Below are 22,058 nucleotides of genomic sequence, written 5' to 3' on the forward strand. Positions count from 1 at the left end.
TTTGATAGGTATATGCGTGCCAAGCAAAACTTTGAAATGATAGGCATGACCCCACTCAGCAGCATCGCGATGAGCGCCTACACCGATCTGGTACGTCTTTTGAAGGACGACGCTTTGTCCGGTGTCGAAGGCAAGCCGACGCTCAAGGAGCGCGGCGACAAGGCTTATTGGTATGCGGCTCGGCGCGTTGGAACCGAGATGCGGTTCATCTATATCGGCGAGAACAGTGACGAGACGCGTGCACGTATCGACCGGATCGAAGAGCTGCGCGCAACCGCCAAGGATCGGCAGGCGGCACGGTCGCGGCTTGTTCGGCTCTTGCGTGCGGAAGGCATGACGCCCACCGATCGGGCAACGGGGTCCATCCTGTCGGCGATGGCGGCTGCTGGGACTTTCCGTTTGGGTGGCACCATCGTCGGAACCAATGCATTTCGCTTCTATGAAGGCGAGCTTGGTATCCGTCTGCCAATTGGCGGTATGGCCAACACCGGCGACATCGACATCGCCCAGTTCGAAAAACTGAGCGTGGCGCTTCAGGATCAGGTCGACCCGGGTCTGGCCGAGACCTTCTCGGCACTCAAATTTGATCCGGTCCCTGGGCTCGACAAGGGCCGGACCTGGCGATGGGCCCAGGGTGGGAGTGGCCAGTTGGTCGAGTTTCTCACACCAGCGTTCGGGGATGAGACCATCCGTGATTTGCCAGCATTGGGCGTGAACGCCCAAGGATTGAACTATCTTAATTTCCTGATTGCCGAGCCGATCCATGCGGCGGCGATCTATCGATCCGGCATACTCGTGCAGGTCCCGCGCCCGGAGCGCTATGCGATCCACAAACTGATCGTTGCCAATCGGCGGCGGGATGGGGCAGGCAGCCTCAAGTCGGCCAAGGACCGCGAGCAGGCGGCCTTCCTGATCGAGGCGATGGCCGAGGATCGCCCTGATGATCTGGCCGGCGCCTATGCCGCTGCTCTGGAGGTTGGCCCGCGCTGGCGGGAGCATATCGGCAACTCGCTGAAGCGGATGCCGGAGACGAAACTAATCCTCGACGGGTTGGGAGTGTGATTGTCATGGCGAAGACACACAGGATCCACCCAGTTACTGATCTGCAGCTCTCAGGATCGTTTGCCAATCCTGACCTGCTCCCAGGACGCGTAAGATGATCAACTGGTCTTGCTCAACCCGATAAATGATCAGATGCCTCGAGCTTGGATGGATGCGCACAGGTGGATCGAACTCCGGGCGCTCACGGGCCATCTCCGGCATGAAGAGCAACCGATCGAAGGTATCTTCTATGATGTCAGTATAGCGGTCGGCCTGCGCCATAGACCACGTCTGCGCTGTGTAAAGCCAGATGTCTTCCAGGTCGCATTGGGCTGCCGGTGTGAGCCGGTAGGCAGTGAGATTACTTGCGGGCATGTTTCTCCCGCATCTGCGCCTTGAACGTCTTAAAGTCGAACGGCTCGGGGTTGCCGCTCTTGAGGCCAACATCGATCGCTTGTTGCAAAGCATCGATCGCTTGCGCGCGCTCCTGGTCACGGCGTATAAGGTGACGCACATAATCGCTCGTATTGCTGAAGCTGCCATCCTTCAGTCGTGCTTCAACCCAGGTCTTCATCGGATCGGGGAGAGAAACATTCATCGTTGCCATAGCAATCCTCCTTCATTGGGTAAGATATCATCGTATGCCAAGTCTTGTCAAAATATTTGGCAAAAATTGCCATACACTTGTCCGCCTCCAGCTTCTCGCGGACCTTTCGTCATGTCTCATGGCGCGTGCGGTCGGTCACGCATGATCGACAGTCTGCGGCGGCCAGCACCGTTATCCCTCTACCAAGTCCGTCAGAGTGCGGCCCATCCGCATCGGTATGGGCTGGGGATGGTGCGCACCTCACGCACATCGTTAGCGGGGCAAGACGCGAGGGGTCGAGACATCGCATTTGAGGCCGAAGACTTGCGCGTCCCTCGGGTGGTGTTTCGGAACATCGCATCCACGCGGGCGGGCTCCGTCAGCACCCCGGCCAGGCTCGGTGAACTTGACGCGGATGGTGGCGGCTGCGTGATAGCAAGGGTCATCCGGGTCTCTCCTTTTTGCTCATAGATGTGGATCGCACGGGGTCGGCCCAATCGTGCCCTCAGCTCACGCTTCGGCAAGCACAAATACGGCTTCCACGGCTAGCCGCGGACCCTCCGCATTTGCGCTTGCGACCGGCCCTCTTGCCCCCGTGCCGGGTGATCCCCATCGCAACAAGGAGTAACCCAAATGACCAACCACTACGTCGCCACCGTCCCCGTCAAGTTCACCGACACCGATGGCCAGGAGCGCACCCGCTTCCAACGCGTCGGCGCGATGTTCCGCAACACCCGCAACGGGGACGGCTCGGAGTTCTTCAGCCTCAAGCTCGACTTCCCGGTCGCGGTCTCGGAGCTGGTGATGTTCCCACCGAGCGCGAAAGATCCCCAGGACTAAATCCTGTGACGAGGATGGGCCGCCCCGGGACGATCTTGGGGCGGCCCGATCCCTGTTCCAGGGATGCCGGGTCCGGCGGTCAGATCGCCCGAGGCTGCCTCACGAATCTGCCGGTCGCTGCGCATTCAACGGACGCACTTCCCCCGGAATGATCAGGTCGCGACAGACCGGCCAGTCAGCCTCAAGGGGGCCATCCACAAAAACCTATCGGCCAGGGCCTCCCGGTTTTTGCGGCAGAGATTTGGCAAGCCAAATCTGGCCCTCCTTGACCCTGCCTGTCCGCCCTGTCGGTGAGGTTTGCGCCCGCCCGCGGTTCCGTCCGAACACATGCGTGTTCGGCCAGACCCTCGGGCGGTGCTGGAGAAGGGGGCCTTTGAAGCTGGAGGCTGTGCTGGTGGTGAGGGCGGCAGAGCCGCGTCCCTGCGGGCCGCGGCGTGAAGCGGACACCAAGGCTGCCTGAGTCTGAATGCGACGCAAGTATATAATTGACAGCGAGGTATATTATCGTAAGGTAGAGGCAGCCTTGGTGGAAGGTGGCAGGAAATAGGGGGTCTTTCTTCCGCATGTCCCGAACAAAACGCCTGACAGAGATCGAGAAGATGCAGATCGTCCGCGAGGCCGTGGAGGGTGTGTCGACGTCCGAGCTGGCCGAGCGTTTCGAGGTCACATCGCGGGCCGTGCGCTACGTCCTGAAAGCCGATGCCGAGCGCCAGACGGATGCCGCGATCCCGGTCTCAGCAGTCAGTGTGAAGGTTACGGCTGCGGAGCTTGAGGCGCTCGATGCGGTGTTGGCGAAGGCGGGGATCGAGAGCCGGGCCGAGGGGCTGCGGCGGCTCATCCAGGCGGCAGGCGGGGTGTTCGTTCCGGACGTGCAGATGGCAGTAGAGATGGCGCGCTACCGCGCCTCTCTGCACGAGGTTGGCAATGGCGTCGCGCAGATCGCCAAGCAGATGGCGCAGGCCAACCGGCAGGGGCAGGGCGCTGGCCCAGAGTTCACGGAATTGCGCCTTGCCCAGATGCGCGGGTTGGCGCGGTTCATCCTGGATTCCGCTGACGAGATCGACCTTCTCCTGCGCCGCCGTCGGGACGCCATGCAGCTGCAGGCCACGGCCGCGCTGAGGGAGTTTGCCCATGCGGCTGAATGATGCTGTCGACGCTGTTACCGGGGAGGTGTTCCGGGATGGCTGGAGCCGCGTCCGGGGCTCGATGCAGGGGCTGCATGTCGCCAAGCAGAAACAGCTCATGCGCGCGGCAGCTGGGCACAGGCCAGCCGTCTTCAAGGCGATCCGGGGCGGGGGCACGCATACAAAATCGCAGCTCGCAAACCAGCTCGATTACCTGACCACCAAGTCCACCCATATCGTGGATTCGTGTGGGTTCTTGGATGGCAAGGTGAAGCTCGAGGCGGGTGAAATCAAGGATCTGACCGAGCGCTTTGCCAAGCGGTGGGATGCAGGCTTCAAACCCAAGCTGGGCCAGACCACACAAATGCTCATGTCCTTCCCCATCGGCACGCGGGGTGAGGATGTGCGCGACATCGCGACGGATGTGGCCGAGCGGTTCTTCCAGAGTGACGCGGGGCATTTCGACTACATCATCGCGGTGCATGAAGACCGCGATCACCCGCATGCGCATCTGGTGCTGAACCGCCGCTCGCAGGAAGGCGAGTTCTTCTTCCTCGGCCGCAACCACCGCTTCAACTATGACGACTTCCGCCTCGCCATGGTCGAGGAGGCGGAGAAGTATGGTGTGCGCCTGGAGGCCACGCGCCGGGTGGATCGCGGGGTTGTGCATTACCCAGCCCGCACCAGCGAGGTTTATGCGGCGAAAGAAGAGGGTCGCGCGCCTGTTGAGCGGGAGCGTGTGGGGCAGGACCTGACCCGGACGCTGGCGGAGATCGCCAACACCAGAACTGTCTACCATTCGCTTGCTGCGGAAGCCTCCAGAGAGGCCCGCGAGGATATTGCCGCGGCACTCTTCCGCGCGGGCGAGGTGCTGGCGCGTGGCGGGCAGGTGGACCGAACAGGAGATGTGTATATGGCCGAGGATCAAAGCTTTGAGGATTTGAGAAGCCTCTATGCGGAGAAGCTCGCGCGGGTACAGGGCATGATCGCCGAGAAGGCGGACGCGGAACGCCCCCTACTGGAAAAACGCCTCATCGAGATCCAGACGCAGGTCCAGCACATGCAGCCGCTCGGATTGCGATCATCCACGCTGTCAGAGACCCCCTCGGAGGGCGGGATCTATTCCGAAGCCAATATCGACGCCAGCCAGCGCGAGCGACTGGCCGAGCCCGACCTGAGATCGCGCATTGACGTAGCACTACGGGGCACCGGGATCAGCACATCGGAAGTGGTGGCCCGGATCGAGACCGGGGCGTCAAATGCAGCGCTTGAACATCAATGGATCGCAGATGATCTCTCCAAGGTGGCCAAGGCGCGCGATCTGAACCTCGAACGCCGCGCTGATCTGGAACAGGCGCGCGACATTCTCAACGATGTGCATGTCGCGCTCGGCACGCTTCTGGAACGGGAAAACGTGCTGCGCCGGGATGGTGTCGTTGAAGCCGAACCGGTCAACGAGCGGTTCCACTATCAGGAGGACGCGGTCCGGGCGATGGAAGGGACAATCCGTCAGGAGATGCGCGCCGAGGGTCTGACATCGCAGCAGATCGAAGAGCGGGATTGGGAGGTGGTCTCACGGGCAGAGCGCCGGATCGAGGCGGAGCAGCGCGCGTATCTTGAGGCACATCCGCAGCTGCTCGCCCGTCCGGACGATGTGATCGACCGGTCTGAGCCCTACAGGGAGACCATCACCGATGCGGTCCGCGCCAGAGAGATCAGCCGCGAGGTCGACCGGATCATGGAGGGTCGCGATGCCCGCACCCCTGTTGCGGATGCAGTTACGGATGAATTGCGCGCGCGCTATCCGGACATGCCGTCCCACCTCGCCCGTGGTCTCGGCGCGACCTATGCGGCCGTCGTCGAGATACGTGACACGGAGGTCATCAATCAGGTCCGCCGCGAAAACGAGTTGCGCGAGGGGCTCGGGTCTGGCACGCGCGACGAAATCGTCGCAACCCGCGATGAAACTGCGCCGCAGTCTGGCCGTGCCGACCGCCTTGCAGACGAGATTGCGCGTGTCCTGGACCATGAGCGGGCGGGGGAATTGTCCGCGCCCTTCGAGACCGAGGCGGAGCGGGACGCCTTCCGCGACGAGATCGCGCGGGTGCTGGGTGAACGCCAATTGGCCCGCCTCACATCCGGCGACGCCGACGCGCTGGACAAGGTCCTCGAGGACCGCCTCGACCGGCTCTATGTCGCCAAGGTCTACCTGCAATCGGATGCAGCGACGGCCAACACGGAGGCCTTGCGCCAGGTGGTCGATGATCTTGCCGACACCGAATACGAAAAACACCGCGCGACAGACGTGGATGGCGAGACCGAGCGGGGTCAGGTCCATTGAGCGCCTCCATGGGCAAAGCGCGGATCGCCACGGGCGTCCTGCTGGTGACGCTTGTGACCGGGGCCATGGGCTATACCATCGCGTCGGCGGTGCTGACCTTCCAGGACCTTGGCTTCGGGGCCGAGATCGACTTCGCCTATATCGCGCTGAACTACATGGCGATCCTCGATCGCCGCCCGGAGGACGCGCAACTTATTCACCTGATCATCGGCAGCTTCGCCGCCGCGGGTTTGATGTTGAGCCTCGCCCTCTCGGGATCGGCCCTCACACGCTTTGGCCAGACCCATTGGCAGTCTGCGCGCGAGATGAAGGCCAACGGGTTTTTCGGGGCGCCCGGGACCGGGTTCATCCTTGGCAAGCTGGGGACGCCTGGCTCCCGCGCCAACTACATTTGCTCCAAGGTCTTCCCGCATGCGCTGATCGTGGCGCCCACGGGCCGCGGCAAGACCACGGGGTTCGTCATTCCGAACCTGCTGACCTGGCAAGGCTCCGCCGTGACGCTCGATGTGAAGGGCGAGTGTTTCGAGGCCACGGCCCGACACCGCGCAGCCCAAGGCGACAAGGTCTATCGCTTTGCCCCCACCGATTGGGAGGGCAAGCGCACGCATCGTTACAACCCGCTCCTACGCATCTATCAACTGAAAGATCCCGCGCGCCAGCAGATGGAATTGCAACTCCTGGCGACGCTCTTCCTGCAAAGCGACAATGACCGGGTGCAGGGCCTCCTCAAGGGCGGGATCGATCTCTTCGTGGCGGCAGGACTGCTGGCCTTCCAGCGCAAGCGTCCGACCTTGGGCGAGATCTACCGCATCGCGGCCTCGGGCGGGAACAAGCAGAAGGAGTATTTCGCGCGGGGCCATGAGGTGGACAACAGGGCCGCCAAGCTGATCTTCACGCGGCTGGCCTCGACCAACAACGACACGCTGACCTCCTATGTCTCGCTCCTGATGACATCGGGGCTCGATCAATGGCAGAACCCGGCCATCGATGAGGCGACGGCAGTCTCGGACTTTGATTTCCGGACGATCCGCAAGAAGCCCTTTTCGGTCTATCTCGTGGTCCAGCCGCTAATGGTCAAACCCCTCGCGCCGCTGATCCGACTCTTCTTCTCCGATCTGCTCTCCGCCATGCAGGAAAAGGATCCCGGGCCAGACGAGCCGTGGCCCGTGATGATCATGCTCGACGAGTTCAACCGTCTCGGCAAGATGCCCATCGTGGTCGAAAGCATCGAGACCCTGCGTACCTATCGCGGCCATTTGGCCGTGGTCACCCAAACCATCCCCGCCCTTGATGAAATCTACGGCGAAAACACCCGCCGCGCCTTGCAGGGGAATGCGGGCGTGAAGCTCTACCTCACGCCCTCCGATGAAAAAACCGTCGAGGAGCTGAGCAAGGCGGTCGGCAAGACCACGAAGACCGTGGTCACGCGCTCCCAGTCCATCGGCAAAAACCCCTTTGAAGGGCGCAGCCAATCCACACGGACCGAGGAGAGCTCTCTGCTCCCCGAAGATGAGGCGCGCCGCCTGCCGCTCGACGAGATTGTCATGGTGATCGATGCGCAGATGCCGGTCCGGGCAAAGCGGATCCAGTATTTTGACGACCGCCTGTTCAAGGCGATCCATGCGGCGCAGTCGGGCGAGTTGCCGTTTCCAGAGCCTCGGGGAGGGGGGCCGCAGGGCAATCTGCCGCTGAGTATGCGGGCCATGCCGATGACCCCGCCTTCCAAAGGGCCAAGTGGACCTGAGGATGTCGTGCATAGCGCAGGTCCGGCTGCTGACGGTCTGCCGTCTGAGCAACCCGACGCCGTTCCAAAGAAGACCGCGCCCGTCGTTCAAACCGTCATCGCCGAGGAGCAGCGACAGATGGAGATGGATTTTGGGGGTCAGGTCGCGGACGCCGAGGCAGCAAGCGTAGTTGACGAGGCGCAGATGCGCTCGGCTGTTGATGGCTTGGACGCGATGCTGCGGGAGGGGGATGGCGAAAAGCTGGTTGCTCGATAAAGTGGCGGGCATCGCGTGTCTGTCAGGGACGGCGGGAAGCGCACGCTCGCTGCAGCGGCATGGAGCCGCTCCTACGACTGACAAAGCCGACGTCCACAAAGGACGAGTATGCTCCATTGGGTGTTTCTTTCGAAACTACCGAAGTTCGCAGCAGTTGTGACTTGCTTCAAAAATTGAGAATCTATTGCTAGAATGCGATTGCGAAGAACCAATGACTTGCGACCGCAAGCCGTGCGGAAGAGTTTCAAGTAGTTGCAACTGATTTTGCCGCGAAGTTCAGAATGAAGAAGTTGGGATTAGGCACGACGCAGGTTCGTGGCGCGCACTTTGGCGAGTGAACGTCATCTTGGAACACAGAGGGACTTGGTCCCAAGTTTGCCTTGACCACTTCTGGGGAATATCTTCGATGCTCAACTTAGCATAACCCGGCGAACCTGATGTTAAGATGGGACGGATACTTTTTCCGTGGCATTGATGGGCTACAGGTTGTAGCGTCGGCGCTCTACGGCCCAGGAATTTGTATGTCGGCGCTTATGACTCGGAGAACACATATGACCGCTGTCCCGCACGGTTTCACATTCATTGACCTCTTCGCGGGCATTGGCGGCCTGCGCATAGGTTTCGAGGCAGCAGGAGGAACCTGCGTATTCACCAGTGAGTGGAACAAGTTCTCGAAGGAGACCTATCGCGCGAATTTCGAAGACGAACATGAGATCAAGGGCGACATCACAAAGGTCGACGAGCAGGACATTCCAGCACACGACGTCCTCCTCGCCGGATTTCCGTGCCAGCCATTTTCCATCGCCGGGGTGTCGAAGAAAAACTCATTGGGGCGGGCCCATGGTTTCGCAGACGAGACACAGGGCACATTATTCTTCGACGTGGTTCGTATCCTGAGGCACCACAGGCCAAGAGCGTTCTTGTTGGAAAACGTAAAGAACCTCCTATCGCACGACAAGGGAAATACGTTCCGGGTCATACTACATGCCCTCGACGAACTCGGGTACGATGTCGACCATAAGGTGATCGACGCGCGCCATTGGGTTCCGCAGCACCGGGAGCGTATCTTCATCGCTGGCTTCCGGCGCGACGTGCCCGCCGCGTTTTCCCTCGACGAGGTGATGCTCCCGGAAGGTCCTGCACCGACACTTGCAGACATACTGCACCCGCAGGACGGTTCGGAAATTGTCGAGGAGCCTTATACCACCGGGCCCTTGGCCCGAGTAGGAGACAAATATACGCTCACGCCCAACCTATGGAAATATCTCCAGAACTACGCTGCCAAGCACAAGGCCGCCGGAAATGGTTTCGGATTTGGCCTGTGCCAGCCATTCAACGTCGCGCGCACACTGAGTGCCCGTTACTACAAAGATGGCAGCGAGATACTGATCGCTCAGGACCACGGCACGCCCCGGCGCTTGACGCCAAGGGAATGCGCGAGGCTGATGGGGTTTGACCGGAAGGGCTCAAACCAACCTTGGAAGATCGTTGTCTCCGACACCCAGGCCTACCGGCAGTTCGGCAATGCAGTTGCTGCCCCAGTTGCAATTGCCATAGCAGAAGCCATGGCCCCTTGGATCACCAACACGGTCGCACTGCACCCCAAACGGGGCAAGCGTGCCTGACAAGCCTCCCATGACCCGGTCCGCGATGATGTCGCGGATCGGCCCCAAGGATACCAAGCCCGAGATCATGGTGCGCAAGGGCCTTCATCGGATGGGATTCCGCTACCGCCTTCACACCAAAGACCTTCCTGGAAAACCGGACATCGTGCTCCCGAAATACCGGACGGTGATTTTTGTTCACGGTTGTTTCTGGCACGGGCACGAGGGCTGCCGTTATTTTCGGATTCCCAAGACGAATACTGTATTCTGGCAAACCAAGATAGGGCGGAACCATGAAAGGGATGCTGCAGTCCGACAACGCCTTGTAGAGTCAGGCTGGCGCGTCCTAATTGTATGGGAGTGCGCAATACGACAGGTTTCAGAGGATTTCCTGATACCCGTCATTGCAGATTGGTTGGCGGGCCTTGAAAATGAGGCCAGCATTTCAGAGCAGAACTTTTTTTCTCGTTTGGAGGGGAAGTCCTGCTCGCGTGTGAAGTGAAAGAGCAGGAAGATGAACGACCTCATCAACGATCCGAATGCCGCACGGCTTATCGTCGGTCTTCGGGATACCGGTTACAATGTCAAGACGGCTGCGGCTGACATCATCGACAATTCCATCGCTGCCGGGGCCAATACCGTGAACGTCAACATCGAGTTGATGCACGATGGACGGAAGATCGTTTATTTTGGAGATGATGGGCACGGTATGAACTTTGACGAGGTCCGCAGAGCAATGCGTTACGGGGCCGACAAACGCTCGGATGCGAAAAGTCTCGGGAAATTCGGATTGGGGTTAAAGACGGCCTCCAGTTCAGTCTGCAAGCGCTACAGCCTGATTTCACGGAAGTCGCCGGACGAGGAATTGGCCAAGTTGACTTGGGATCTCGAACATGTCGAGGCACAGAACACTTGGGAGATGCTCGATGATCCGGTGACACCCGATCAGGCCGAGCTTTTCGAGGAGCTTTGTGGTGAGACCGGGACCCTAGTCGTTTGGGAAAACTGCGATCGCATCCTGTCAAAGGATTACGACCCCGGCTCCAAGGAAAAGGCGGCGATCAAACGGCTGTCAGAGACCTTGGCGAAGCACCTTGCGCTCGTCTTTCACCGGTTCATCGACACGGCAGACGACCGCGAGAGGAACGTGGCGATCCGGATCAATGGTGCAGATGTAACCGCATGGAACCCGTTCTATCCTGACCGGTCTGATCAAGTCCTTGCCGAGTCAAAGCAACGCATCTTGGTCGAGCTGCCAGATGGCAGCGAAGCCGAAGCAGGAATCAAGGCGTGGATCCTGCCTCACCGTCGCGACATGACAAAGGAAGAAGAAGCCGAATTCGCGCGCATTTCGAACCGGGCGCAGGGCTTTTATGTTTATCGCGAGGGACGCCTCATTCAGGATGGCGGCTGGTTGGACGTATTTGGTGCACCTGAACCCCATACTTCGCTCCTGCGCATTGAATTCGACTTCACTCATGAATTGGATGAAGCCTTCCGTATCGACGTGAAGAAATCGCGCATCCTGTTCCACCCAGAATTGGAAGACGGACTTCGCAGCCTCCTGCAACCGGTCTACCGCGAGGCCGGAAACCGGTATCGCCGTATCACCCGCGACGATGCCAACAAGAAGGCAAAGGTCAACCACGGGAGTTCAAACAAAAACATCGCTGCAACTGCCAACGTTACAAAACCACAGGTAGCCAGCGCAGATCCGGCAAGCCAAACCGTGGAGCTCAACAACCGGCGCGGTGTGAAGATCCGTATCAAGGTGCCCGTCCAAGATCACGTCAATCCGGACTCGATCTACGTGGAGGCAGTTACAACCATCACCAGCGGACACCTGTTCGAACCGGCTTATCGCAGTCCCGGTGTGGAGGACCACGTGCCTAGCGTGCTGTTGAACAAGCATCACGACTTCTACCAGAAAATCTATCAGCGGGCTGCTGGAAGCGGCTATGCCGTAGAAGGGATGGACCTGCTGCTCTATGCCTTTGCCATGGCGGAACAGAACAACACCGATCCAGAACTGGAGCCTGTGTTTGAGGACATCCGCGAAGAGATCTCCTCCAACCTAAAGAAGCTGCTCCGCAACCTCCCTGATCCAACGTCGGTGGAGCTGACCGAGGATGACGAAGACTGAGATGCTGTCAGCCCGCCAAACCCTCATCCGTGAAGAACTGGAGGCTGGAACCGGCGCCGCGATTGGCATGGCCGTCGACGGGTCGAAATCGCGGACTGGCTTGCGGATCTGGTTTGCTGATCTTGAGGAACGGCACGGCCCCGTGGCCGAGCTGCGTCCGTACGGTCTAAAGGGTTACGCGGTGACGCTGGGATTCGGTGCTTTTGCTGGTGAGGTCGTACGTCGGATCGCCTGTGCCGTGCCCGAAGATGTCCGTCTGGCACGAGCACTTGTCGCGTCAATTGACAGCTCTGTGGAGGTCGAAATCCAAGGGCAGGACAAAGCCGACTGGAAAATCACCTCCGGAGATTTCCGGATGACGGCCATCACCCGGAACCTTCCGCGCGATCCCGAGGTCGCACTGACCGAGGTCAGCCGCGACACAATCGTACCCATGATGGCTGCCATGGCCGAGCTGATCGGATACGATGTCATTGATGAGGACGACATCGGTGAGCCAGAATACGAAGGGGCGGAACTCGTCTCGACAGTCAGGCGCCGGGAACGAAACCCCCGAAATCGGCTCCTGTGCATCAGGCTGCATGGCGAAATCTGCGCCTGCTGCGGCGTCGATCCACGCGAAACCTATGGTGCCGCAGGCAGCATCATCGAGGTTCATCATCTCGAACCGCTTTCGCTTCTGAAAGAGCCACGCCCCTATGACCCGGCACGCGACCTCGCGCCGCTCTGCCCGAATTGTCATCGCGCCGCGCATACGCGCCGTCCCGAACCATGGTCGTTGGAGGAACTTCGCGAATTGATGGCCGTTCCGATGGGCAAGGCTGGTGCCCAGTGAACAAACAGGCCGAAATGCCCATCACCTTTGACGCGGTTGTCGCTGAATTCAGCGACCGTTTCAGCGTATCGGAGCGGGTGCTCGATCCGGCCCTCCGGATTGGCAACGGCACTTTGCGCCTGGCGGCACGTCTGGGTGGCATTCGGACGTTGCGTGGCACCCAGACCTTCATCGAGGCGCCCTCACCGCGCCATGCATGGGTGCTGGACGGCAACACGATCAGGCCTCTGCCGCAGGATACACCGGATATGGTCAACGAAATCCTTGAAGGTGCCGATCCACAGGACGTCCCGTTTGCCTTGGGCGTGAGGCTTACCCAAGAGCCGAACGAGTTGATCCTGATCGAAGCAGACCCTGATGTGTTCCGGTCCGGCAGGGCTGCCGCCGACGAGCTTGTCTCGGCAGTGGTCATACCCGGGCTGGACGCGAAGCTGTTTCCCTATCAGGCGCGCGGTGTCCAGTGGATGTGGCAGACCGCCAGGCGAACTGGAGGCCTGATCCTTGCGGATGAAATGGGCCTTGGGAAAACGCTGCAGATCATCGCGCTCCTGATGATGGATCCTCCTCCGCAGACTGCGCCGGCGCTCATCGTCTGCCCGACAAGCCTGATTGCCAATTGGGTCCGTGAGATCCGCCGCTTTGCACCGTCACTTTCAATTCTGGTGCATCGGGGCGCGTATCGCGCTGGTATCTTCCGCGACCTGCAGGTCGCCTCCGTCGTCATCACGACCTACGACACCATGGTCAACGACGTCGCCGTGCTTTCGTCCCTGGAATGGTCGTGGTTGATCTGTGACGAGGCCCAAGCCGTCAAGAACCCTGAGTCCAATCGCCGTCAGGCCTTGGCGACCATTCCACGGCGCTACGCCATCCCCATGACCGGCACGCCGGTCGAGAACACACTCCTCGACCTCTGGTCGCTGGTCGATCTGGCTGTGCCCGGCATGCTGGGCGAGCGCAGCGTCTTCGAGGTCGAATATCCCGACACTTTGGAAGCTGGCCAAGGCTTGGCGCAGCTGACCGACCCGGTGATCCTGAAGCGGCGAGTGGCCGATGTAGCAGGCGACCTGCCCGAACGGATCGATGTCGACCTACCAGTATTGCTCGACGACGACCTTGCCCGGCAATACGAACTGGTCAGGCAGTCGACCCTCGAGAAATACCCGGTCGCAGGGGCGCTGGTCGCGACACTGCAATTACAGCTGTTTTGCGCCCACCCATGGCTAAGAAGCCAAGACGACGCTCAAGACCACGAAAATGCCCACGTTGTTGCAAGCGATGCAGCGCCGCTCATGACGCCTAAGATGGAGCGGGCAATTGCGCTGCTTCATGAGGCATTCATCAATAGGCGCAAGGTGATCGTTTTCGCGTCCTACAACAAGATCGGCGATCTGCTGAAGCGAGCCGGATCGGAACTGCCCGCCGCTTGGTGGGGTGCCATCAATGGCAGCACAGCTCAAGAGGACCGCCAATCCATCGTAGACGAGTTCTCGGCTTTCGACGGCCCTGCCTGTCTCGTGCTCAACCCCCGAGCCGCTGGCGCGGGGTTGAACATCACCGCTGCGACCATCGTTATTCATTTCACTCCCCTCTGGAACCCCGCACTCGAGGCGCAAGCGAGCGCCCGCGCGTATCGCCGGGGTCAAACCGAGCCGGTCACGATGTACCGGCTGTTCTACGAGGATACGGTGGAACAGGTGATGATTGAGCGTTCTGCCTGGAAGAATGACCTTGCAAACGAAACCGTGCCTTTGGCGATCCGCGACGACGAAGATCTGACACGGGCACTCAAGTTGACACCCAATGGAAACTCCCCATGAAGAAATTCCTCAAGACCCTCAGCGCAAACGATGTAGGATCGACGGGCGCCCACATGGGCGGCATCCTAATTCCGAAAGGCGACGATGAGCTTCTGGCGTTCCTGCCTCACCTGGACCCCAATGAATACAATCCAGACGAATGGATACTTTGCGTGACACCTGACGGTCGGGAGTTTCGCTTGCGGTACGTCTACTACAACAATCGCTTTCACAAACCCAATGGAACACGCAACGAGTACCGGATCACACACCTGACAAAATACTTGAAGTCAGAAGGGGCAAAAGAGGGAGACATCTTTGAAATCTCCAAAGAAGACGGTGCAACCCGTTACCTGATGAACGTCGTCCCGGCCACAAAGGACGAAGAAGAATCTGCTGACAACGGCCCTGTCCGCATCAAGATCTCTGCGGGGTGGCGCCGCGTACATTGACTCTCAGTCGATCGGGAAACCGGAAGGCCGAAGGTGGTTGCCAGAACGTCCTACTTACTCGATCAGATTCTTGAAAAACGAGAGCGGTCCCGCACTCAACAAGCTCCGATCAAGAAAGCCATTCCAGACCTCACAGCTGGTTTCCGGAAGGAAAACACAGTTATGGCAGGCCGCGTGGTTTCCGTTCGAACCACTCCGCGCCATCCCTTCATAACAAAGCGGGTCAGCGGAGCAAAGCTCATGGTCGGCCAGCGCTTGCAGTACCAATTGCTCCATGCGGGCTGGTCGTGCCTGCCGTGAGAGGCCGCCCATCGTTCCGTCTGCATCCGGCGTCGAGGTATAGATCAGCAATCCGGCCATATCCGGCCCGACATAGAGGCGCTCACGCAAAGCGCTCGAGGAATAGCCGCTGTCGAGAGACATGCGCGCAATGAGCGCATGCGCCAAAGTGTGGATCAGCATGTATCTCGCGTTGAGTTGTGACGGCGCGCCATCCACCTGCTTTCCCTCGGCACGAGCCGTGTCCATGTGCGTCTGGATCAGCAAAGCAAGATGTTCGACAACTTCCGGCCGACTTTCCCATGCCGAAACAGCTTCGAGGTCCAACGACAGGAAAACGCCTTCCCCATGCATGGCAACGGCTGGCAGCCATGACAAATCAGATCGAGACAGCGGCACCGCGTCCGGCTTGCCACCGACCTGCGCCCTCAGCCTCGTAAACCCGGTCAGGGCACGCACCTCCCGAAGACGTTCCACCGACGAAATCCAGGAGATCATCCCTGAGAATGTGGCGGGCACAGGTTGCTGGCGGTTGAGCAGGATCATCTCGCTTTCGTCAGACGAAGAGGTATCCGTCAAGAGCATCCGGAACTCGTCCAGTCGTAGATCACCTTCAATGCCGGAGTTGTCTTCCTTCATCTCCCTAAAGCGAAGGGCGATTTCCTCGGCACTCTCGGGGGCGTCCCAATTCGGCAGGATCTTCTTTTTGATGAAGTCGATCATCTTGTCTTCATCATCATCAAGGTAATCGAGCATGTCGACGAAGTCCGCGATCTTTTCCCTGAATGGCACCTTCCAGTCAGGAAGCGTAATCGCGCTTTGCTCAATCGAGAAGTAGACGTTGCTTGCGCCCCGTTGCGTGATCCGCGGGGCAGCCTCGCACCCGGTTTCGCGCCCGCCAAGCCATGGCCTGCCGCCTCCGCACTTGTGTTTTGGGATGCCATTGGGTGAAAATGCTTCGGCCATTGAGCGGTCAGCCCCGCAGGACTTGCACGTCAGGAGAAGTCCTCCAATGCCCGCGCCGACCGTCTTCAGTGCCAAGACGGGCCGAGAACACCCGGCTTCGTGCGTCAGCCATGAAGTCCAGGGAAAGTCGTTCAGGTGGCCATTTTCGCAAATCGTGACAAAACGCACAGGTACCACCGCCGGTTTTCCACGACATTTGCCGCAGTGCAGGCTGTCGCCGTTTCGCGAGGGCGCCCAGTGCCCGGAGCGGTTGATCACATGACACTCAGGACATGAGAGCCAATCGGGAAAGCGTTCGATAGGAAGCACGCGATCCTTCGTCTGACCATCCCTTTGATAGGTCCCGACCGGGGGCGCCCGGAAATGATCGACGCCCAAAAGCACTTCAAGTCTCGGTTCGCGGACGACATCCTGTTTATAGCCGCCTTTGGTATAGGCCTCCCACGCTTCCAGCCCCTGCATGACACCGGAAAGCAACGCTCCGCTTCCCGGCAAACGGAAATCGACAATCGCACCAGGACCGAAGGTTGAGATGATCTGGCTGCGACGGATGCTGCCGACATTCTTGCTCATTGGATTTCCTCAGCACCGGACGGCGCAATTTCCTTGATGACGAATTCTGTCGATGGCTCGACAGCGCGCAGCGTTCCGGGGGTGGCTCGCGCATTACCTTTGGTGAAGCCGGACGCATTCGATGTCGCCTGTGCGTCAGCTGAAATCAGCAGACCGTTGTCTGACCAGTTGTCCCAGTACTTCGGCAGCGCTCCACGGCGCAACCAGAGCGTCAGGAATTTTTCAAGCTCCCGACGTGCGGCAGCTGCCTCACCCGGGTCTACGTTGGAAATTCGCTGACAAATAAGATCTATCAACGCTTTCAGGTCCGCCTCATGGTTCTCCGCCGCGGCCGGTGTGTCCAGCATGCCTGGCACCAGATGCCGCGCCATAGCAACGAACGGGGCATGGAGCGCCTTGTCCCGTGCCCTCGGTGCGAAGGGCGTCACACCTGTCGCCTCGACATCCCGATAGAGGGCACCATGCCACGTCGGGAAGGTCTCATAACGGCTTCGGTCGCGGGACTTGCTCGCATTGTAAAGCGTGACAACAAGACCGGGTACGCGACCACGGCCAACGCGGCTTGTTGCCTGAATGTATTCGGCAATAGTCTTTGGCTGGCCATTGACCAGCATCAGACCAAGACGCCCGACGTCGAGACCGACCGAGATCATGTTTGATGCCAGCACGACGTCGGCCGACTCGCCGCTGTCTCGGGTTGCATCCAGTTCCAGCAGCTTGTCGCGGATCTCGTCCGACTTCACCCTGCTTGTTAGTTCAGTCGGCGGCTGCAGGTGACGCGGCTGTTCCTGCCGTCGCGCTGAAACCAGTTCGAGCCCATGCGTGACGTCGTCCTGCATGATGATCGAAGCGCTGCCGAGTTCGCGCAGCGAGTTGAAGTAGCCAACAAGCGTCCAGTAGTAATCTCCCTCCAAGCCGGAAAATGACGGATCGGCAGCGGCTTGGAGGAGCGACGATGCGATCGCCTGATAGATATAGCTGCCAGTGCGACCAGCCGTGGTCACCCCCAGGTACAGTCGGCCAGGGCTATCCTTTTCGACACAGGCGAAGCCTGAGTTGGAATGATGCAATCCCGGAGGCGGAAATTGCATGACGGACCGATCAAACAGGTTCAGCACCTGATCCGACGCTCGCCTGATCGTAGCAGTGGAGCCAATCACCTTCGGGCGCCTTCCTTCCCGGCTGCACATTGCGTCGATGGCGGTTTCGAAGAGGCCCGCCATGCTGCCCAATGGCCCAGAGATGAGATGAAGTTCATCCTGGATGATCAGATCGGGCGGAAACCGGCTGGCATCGCCAAGACCGAAAAGACGACCGGTTTCCTTCTTTGTGACGATCTGGACGAATTTGTCCGCAGTGCCCAGCAGTAATGTCGGAAGTTCGCGGTAAATATCCTCGTCAACTGTCCAGAAGGGAAAGTGGTCGCGCGCAAGCCCTGATTTGCATCCGGTGTCACGGCAGCATGCATGGATCCGGTCGCCACTGGACGCGATGTCCCATTCGAGATGCGAACCGCAGTCGGGGCAATGCTCGATCTGTGCAGGTGAGCCTGTCTTCTCCGTTTCGACGATCCTGTTCGGGGTGGTGTTCCTGCCGACCCAGAGACCGATGGAAATCGGCGCGCCTTGCACGAGGGAGGTAGGGATGTCGATGCCTGCGCAATCACAATCCCCCGTCCTCAAGAGATCGCAGGCAAGTATCATCGCTGCGGCCCGCTGGAACTGCTGCGCTGTCAGCAGACGCAGCGTGTAGCGCATCAGGACGGTCACACCTCCCGTGTCGGGTCCACCCTGCTGACGGCGCAGGAATATGGTATAAGCGGTCAGCAGGAGGTAGGCCTCGGTCTTGCCGCCGCCCGTGGGAAACCAGAGCAGATCCATCACACTACGATCAGTATGATCCCTGTCCCCCGCCGAAGCCATACACAGAAGCACGAAGGCCATCTGAAAAGGTCGCCAAACGAGGGGGCCGATCTCGGGGTTCCGCTTCCGTTTCCATTCGTTCTGCTGCCAGAGTGCGCGGTTGGCGAGCCGGAACGCGAGGAGCTCAGGACCATCCTTCCGGAGCAATTCCACGCCCTCTCTCATCCTTGCCAAAGCTTTGCGACAGTCATTCAGATGACGCTGCGCAGTTTCCTGCAGCCCTGATGGCAGCGCATCAACCTCTGCCTCTCGAGCAGAAATCCATTGATCGTAGCACGCGCAGAGGTCATCAAGCGCCGCGCAAATGTCGGCATGGGACGCGACAGACAGCCACTCGGATCCCAGCGCCCCTTCAAGCTTTGTCGCGACGAGTTTCGCAAAAAATTCTGGGTCACCCAAAGGTCCCGGCGATCTGACCAGAGTTGACGGCAGCCACTCCGTTGCAAGGCGGACCGTTCCATCCGGCATTTGCTCGTTTCGGATGGAGCAAGTATGACCAGCGCCATAGTCAGGAGCGTCGCGGTAAAGCAGTGCGGCCGTGGCGCGGTCTTCATCCGGCATCCGCTGCACCGGATCTGGACGGGGCACGATGACGCCAAAATCCGGATCGGCCTCGACGCGGAAGCCGACCTGATACAGATTGCCGACATCGCGCAATCCGGGCTCGGGCTTCTCTGGAGAGACGTTCTTGTTCAAAAGAATGATCGTCACAAGGTAAAGGTCGCCGTGTTTGCGCGTACGCAACCAGAGGGCCAGATCGGGAATCCCCGGCACATCGTATTCGCCATCGTGATCACTTGGCAGCTCGATGAAGCGGTGTGCCGTCAGCTGTTCGCGTGCCCAATCGAACCGCGGACGCCCGTCATCCGAGGTTGCACGGGGTAGGGCATCGTAGCGGGCCGCTGAGACATCCACATTGAGCAGGGCGTTTTCGCCATCCTTCGAGCGAACGGCGAATGACAACCCTGCCGAACTTGGGCGGAAGGTATCCGGCGGCACCCGGGACGCAGCATCGTCCTCCTCATCGGATCCAAGAACCGCTTCCTCCGTCTCGGCTACGCCCTGCGGGCTCTTCTGGGCGAACAGGATGCCTGTCATGTAGATTTCGGAGGGGCTGTCTTGCAGGATCTCATCATCCGCCAAGGGCCCCATCAGATCCTGCCTGAGGCGTTCGATCATCCGCTGGCGCGCTACATCCTCGGCGTTACTGGTCATCTTCATTGTCCTCGTTCCCGGCGCCCCGCACGACGCCCTGAAGCACCGGCAGCAAGGTTACCGCTTGAGTTTTACCATCGGTCCGACGGTCAACCACAGTCGTGGCTCCGACCACGCGCAAGGTTCCGGAAGCGAAACCGCCCCGGGTGGCCTCGATGTAATCGAGATCACCGGTCAACGGGCTTTCAACTTCCGCCAAGAGGTCTCCACTGTCTGTGACGAGATGCCAAGGCGCTCCATCACCAGATCCAATCCGTCGGAATGAGCAATTCGGTTGAGTGTACGCGGCCTCCCAGATCGACAATGCAGGAGTGACCCCAGCGAGCGGACGCAATCCTTCCGACCCTGACAAAAGAAGGCCCCCGCCGTTTCCACGCAACCATCTGCTGCCATTCTTGCCAAGCCGAACCACTCCCGGCTGCGCCCTACCCAGATAAAGGTGTGTCGATGCCCGTGTCGCCCCAACGAACAGAACTCGGGCTTCCTCCCGCCAGTCAACATCATCGCCGGACGGAACCGGAGGCAGCATGAGAAGCACGTTCGATGCTTCCCGCCCCTTCGCACCGTGTATGGAACCCAATATTGGACCTGCAGTGCCGACATGATCTCGTACCTGTCCCACAGGCTCTCTTTCCACAACTTCGGCGATGTCCTGAGGACGGGGCGTCGGTCCATTCCCGAGGGACTGAAGGTCAGAAAGCACGTGCTCTGCGATAAGTCCAAAAGGCGCGGGATTGAGGTCTGCAAGTCGCCTTCGTATATGCTCAAGCCGGATTGCGCCCGCCGGAGCAACGCCGGCGCAAATGGCTCCGACCGTTGGATTACAAACCGTGGTTTGCCCCGACAATTTCAGACGATGCACACGGGCTGCCCGCGTTAGCCGAACCGACGCGGCCTCGGTTGCCGCGCGGCCCCGGAAGAGGACCAGGCTATCGTCCCGCCACGGAAAAACCTGCCCGGTCAGGCTAACGCTCGGGTCGGTTGCCACATCCTCGAGCATTTCCCGGATTTCGAGGTAGGTCGAACGGGGATCGCCGTCTGCCTCGAGTAGCGTCCGCGCACGTGAAAAAAACTTCCGCAAGCTGTCTGATTTTGTCCGATGGTTCGCCGCCAAGGAATGGTCTTCCCAACCATGGGTGCCTCTGAGCTCGGCATGGAGGGACCCACCGCCCCCTTTGTCACCGGCCCAAGATCCGTAGATCGCCTGCGCTCCGTCACCCAGTATCGTTACGCCAATACTCGCTGGCAGCGCATCGATCAACGCGCGACAAAACATGCGCCGCTCTCCAACGATGTCCTGTGCTTCGTCGATCACCAGATGGGAAATGCCTCTCACCAAATCCAGCATCGCCTGGTCTCCGTCCGAAATCGCTTTTCGAGCAACACGGATGATCCGCTCATGTCCTCCGAATGGCGCATCCCCAAGAGAGGTCACCAAGTTCCACGCAAGCGAGTCGATGGTCCCGCAAATGACTCCGCCGGAGTAAGTATGTTCAGCCAAGGCATGCGAGATACGACGCCCCACCTCTTCAGCGGCAACCCTGGTAAACGTGATGAGTCGAATACCTGCAGGTGGAAGACCTTGCTTCACGAGATGGATAACGCGTTCGGTTGCGCTGTGGGTCTTGCCACTGCCTGGCCCGGCGGTAACGATTTGCCTAGCACCTGCCGAACGCTCGATGACTGCCGTTTGCGATGGATCGGCAGCGTTTCCCTCAGCCCGGGGCAAAGGGAAATATTCCCGCAGCCAAGCAGATGTATCCGTGGGGATAGGCTGGTCAGGCACGACGCCTGCAAGACACAGCACCCGCGTTACTCCTTCGCAGGATGTCGCTTCCCCCGTCCAGACTCCTGCGTCCAGAATTTGCCAGAGCCCGGCAATATCAGCATTTGAAAGCGCGCCAACCCAGTCGAGAAAACTGACAACATCCGGAGGGACCACATCCGTTGTCCGCAACAGGCCATGGGGTACACCGTGAGAAGGGTCGCCCCCAAGCACGATGCACCGATCCCCTTGGTACAGAACTGTCTCCAAGCGCCGCTTGACCAAAACCTTGTCACCGTAGGACTTGGCGGAACCGAGATCGCCGCAAGCAATCAGAGCTGAGACGACAACCCATGCCTGCTGTTTTGCTGCTTCCTCAGATAATCCGTCGGCTAAGGCAGCCCTGCTCAGACCTTCGATTGCCCGAGATGCCGGAACGGCACCCAGATCATGGACGTCATTGCGCAATTGCGCGGCGAGCTTTTGAGCCGGGACGATGGTGTCCAACGTGTCGACATCAGTGTTTTGCATTGCGCGTTGCACTCGACCCAAAGTAATGACGTACGTATTGAA

At 59.8% G+C, this 22,058-nt stretch carries 16 protein-coding genes; 11 read left to right on the forward strand and 5 right to left on the reverse strand.

The features are described from left to right. Positions 1 to 12: 12 nt before the first annotated feature. Positions 13 to 1,062, forward strand: a complete 1,050-nt coding sequence (locus TL5118_RS14390; protein WP_370701682.1) for a nucleotidyltransferase family protein — start codon at positions 13 to 15, stop codon at positions 1,060 to 1,062. Positions 1,063 to 1,095: 33 nt separating this feature from the next. Here TL5118_RS14390 and TL5118_RS14395 read toward each other — a convergent pair whose 3' ends face one another. Continuing rightward, positions 1,096 to 1,509 (reverse strand): type II toxin-antitoxin system RelE/ParE family toxin, encoded by a 414-nt coding sequence (locus tag TL5118_RS14395; protein WP_306434281.1) that lies wholly within the window; start codon positions 1,507 to 1,509, stop codon positions 1,096 to 1,098. Next, entirely contained in the window at positions 1,403 to 1,648 is a 246-nt protein-coding gene (locus TL5118_RS14400) for a type II toxin-antitoxin system ParD family antitoxin (protein ID WP_058243456.1), read from the reverse strand. The genes TL5118_RS14395 and TL5118_RS14400 overlap by 107 nt, the downstream gene beginning before the upstream one ends. A 612-nt stretch (positions 1,649 to 2,260) precedes the next feature. Between TL5118_RS14400 and TL5118_RS14405 the strand changes: the two genes are divergently transcribed. From TL5118_RS14405 to TL5118_RS14450, 10 genes are all read left to right on the forward strand, one after another. Further along, a complete protein-coding gene (locus tag TL5118_RS14405) occupies positions 2,261 to 2,467 on the forward strand; it encodes a hypothetical protein (protein ID WP_007120662.1) in 207 nt (68 codons plus the stop codon). Positions 2,468 to 3,030: 563 nt separating this feature from the next. After that, entirely contained in the window at positions 3,031 to 3,612 is a 582-nt protein-coding gene (locus TL5118_RS14410) for a hypothetical protein (RefSeq protein ID WP_058243455.1), read from the forward strand. After that, the gene (locus TL5118_RS14415) at positions 3,599 to 5,932 is read left to right on the forward strand and encodes a relaxase/mobilization nuclease domain-containing protein (RefSeq protein ID WP_058243454.1); all 2,334 of its coding nucleotides are present in this window, start codon (positions 3,599 to 3,601) and stop codon (positions 5,930 to 5,932) included. Before TL5118_RS14410 ends, TL5118_RS14415 begins: the two co-directional genes overlap by 14 nt. Positions 5,933 to 5,940: 8 nt before the next feature. Continuing rightward, complete coding sequence (locus tag TL5118_RS14420; RefSeq protein ID WP_058243453.1) at positions 5,941 to 7,932, forward strand: type IV secretory system conjugative DNA transfer family protein; 1,992 nt, start codon at positions 5,941 to 5,943, stop codon at positions 7,930 to 7,932. Positions 7,933 to 8,483: 551 nt separating this feature from the next. After that, positions 8,484 to 9,557, forward strand: a complete 1,074-nt coding sequence (gene dcm / locus TL5118_RS14425; RefSeq protein ID WP_058243514.1) for a DNA (cytosine-5-)-methyltransferase — start codon at positions 8,484 to 8,486, stop codon at positions 9,555 to 9,557. A gap of 10 nt (positions 9,558 to 9,567) precedes the next feature. Further along, complete coding sequence (locus tag TL5118_RS14430) at positions 9,568 to 10,038, forward strand: very short patch repair endonuclease (protein ID WP_058243452.1); 471 nt, start codon at positions 9,568 to 9,570, stop codon at positions 10,036 to 10,038. 12 nt (positions 10,039 to 10,050) lie between these two features. Continuing rightward, positions 10,051 to 11,679 (forward strand): ATP-binding protein, encoded by a 1,629-nt coding sequence (locus tag TL5118_RS14435; protein WP_058243451.1) that lies wholly within the window; start codon positions 10,051 to 10,053, stop codon positions 11,677 to 11,679. Next, positions 11,666 to 12,514 carry an HNH endonuclease gene (locus tag TL5118_RS14440; protein ID WP_242601790.1) on the forward strand — a complete coding sequence of 283 codons (849 nt, stop codon included), beginning with the start codon at positions 11,666 to 11,668 and terminating at the stop codon, positions 12,512 to 12,514. The genes TL5118_RS14435 and TL5118_RS14440 overlap by 14 nt, the downstream gene beginning before the upstream one ends. A gap of 14 nt (positions 12,515 to 12,528) precedes the next feature. Continuing rightward, the gene (locus TL5118_RS14445) at positions 12,529 to 14,334 is read left to right on the forward strand and encodes a DEAD/DEAH box helicase (RefSeq protein WP_058243513.1); all 1,806 of its coding nucleotides are present in this window, start codon (positions 12,529 to 12,531) and stop codon (positions 14,332 to 14,334) included. Continuing rightward, positions 14,331 to 14,765 carry an EcoRII N-terminal effector-binding domain-containing protein gene (locus tag TL5118_RS14450; protein ID WP_058243449.1) on the forward strand — a complete coding sequence of 145 codons (435 nt, stop codon included), beginning with the start codon at positions 14,331 to 14,333 and terminating at the stop codon, positions 14,763 to 14,765. Before TL5118_RS14445 ends, TL5118_RS14450 begins: the two co-directional genes overlap by 4 nt. A 54-nt stretch (positions 14,766 to 14,819) precedes the next feature. Here the strand turns inward: TL5118_RS14450 and drmB are convergent, their stop codons facing one another. From drmB to TL5118_RS14465, 3 genes are read right to left on the reverse strand one after another with little or no spacing between them, the layout of a single operon-like run. Then, a complete protein-coding gene (drmB, locus tag TL5118_RS14455) occupies positions 14,820 to 16,583 on the reverse strand; it encodes an MrfA Zn-binding domain-containing protein (protein WP_082638149.1) in 1,764 nt (587 codons plus the stop codon). Further along, a complete protein-coding gene (locus tag TL5118_RS14460) occupies positions 16,580 to 19,720 on the reverse strand; it encodes a helicase C-terminal domain-containing protein (RefSeq protein ID WP_207383455.1) in 3,141 nt (1,046 codons plus the stop codon). The genes drmB and TL5118_RS14460 overlap by 4 nt, the downstream gene beginning before the upstream one ends. After that, entirely contained in the window at positions 19,710 to 22,016 is a 2,307-nt protein-coding gene (locus TL5118_RS14465) for a UvrD-helicase domain-containing protein (protein WP_058243511.1), read from the reverse strand. The genes TL5118_RS14460 and TL5118_RS14465 overlap by 11 nt, the downstream gene beginning before the upstream one ends. Between the last annotated feature and the right edge of the window lie 42 nt (positions 22,017 to 22,058).

Origin of the sequence: Thalassovita autumnalis (genome assembly GCF_001458255.1) — a bacterium.
GTDB lineage: Bacteria > Pseudomonadota > Alphaproteobacteria > Rhodobacterales > Rhodobacteraceae > Thalassobius > Thalassobius autumnalis.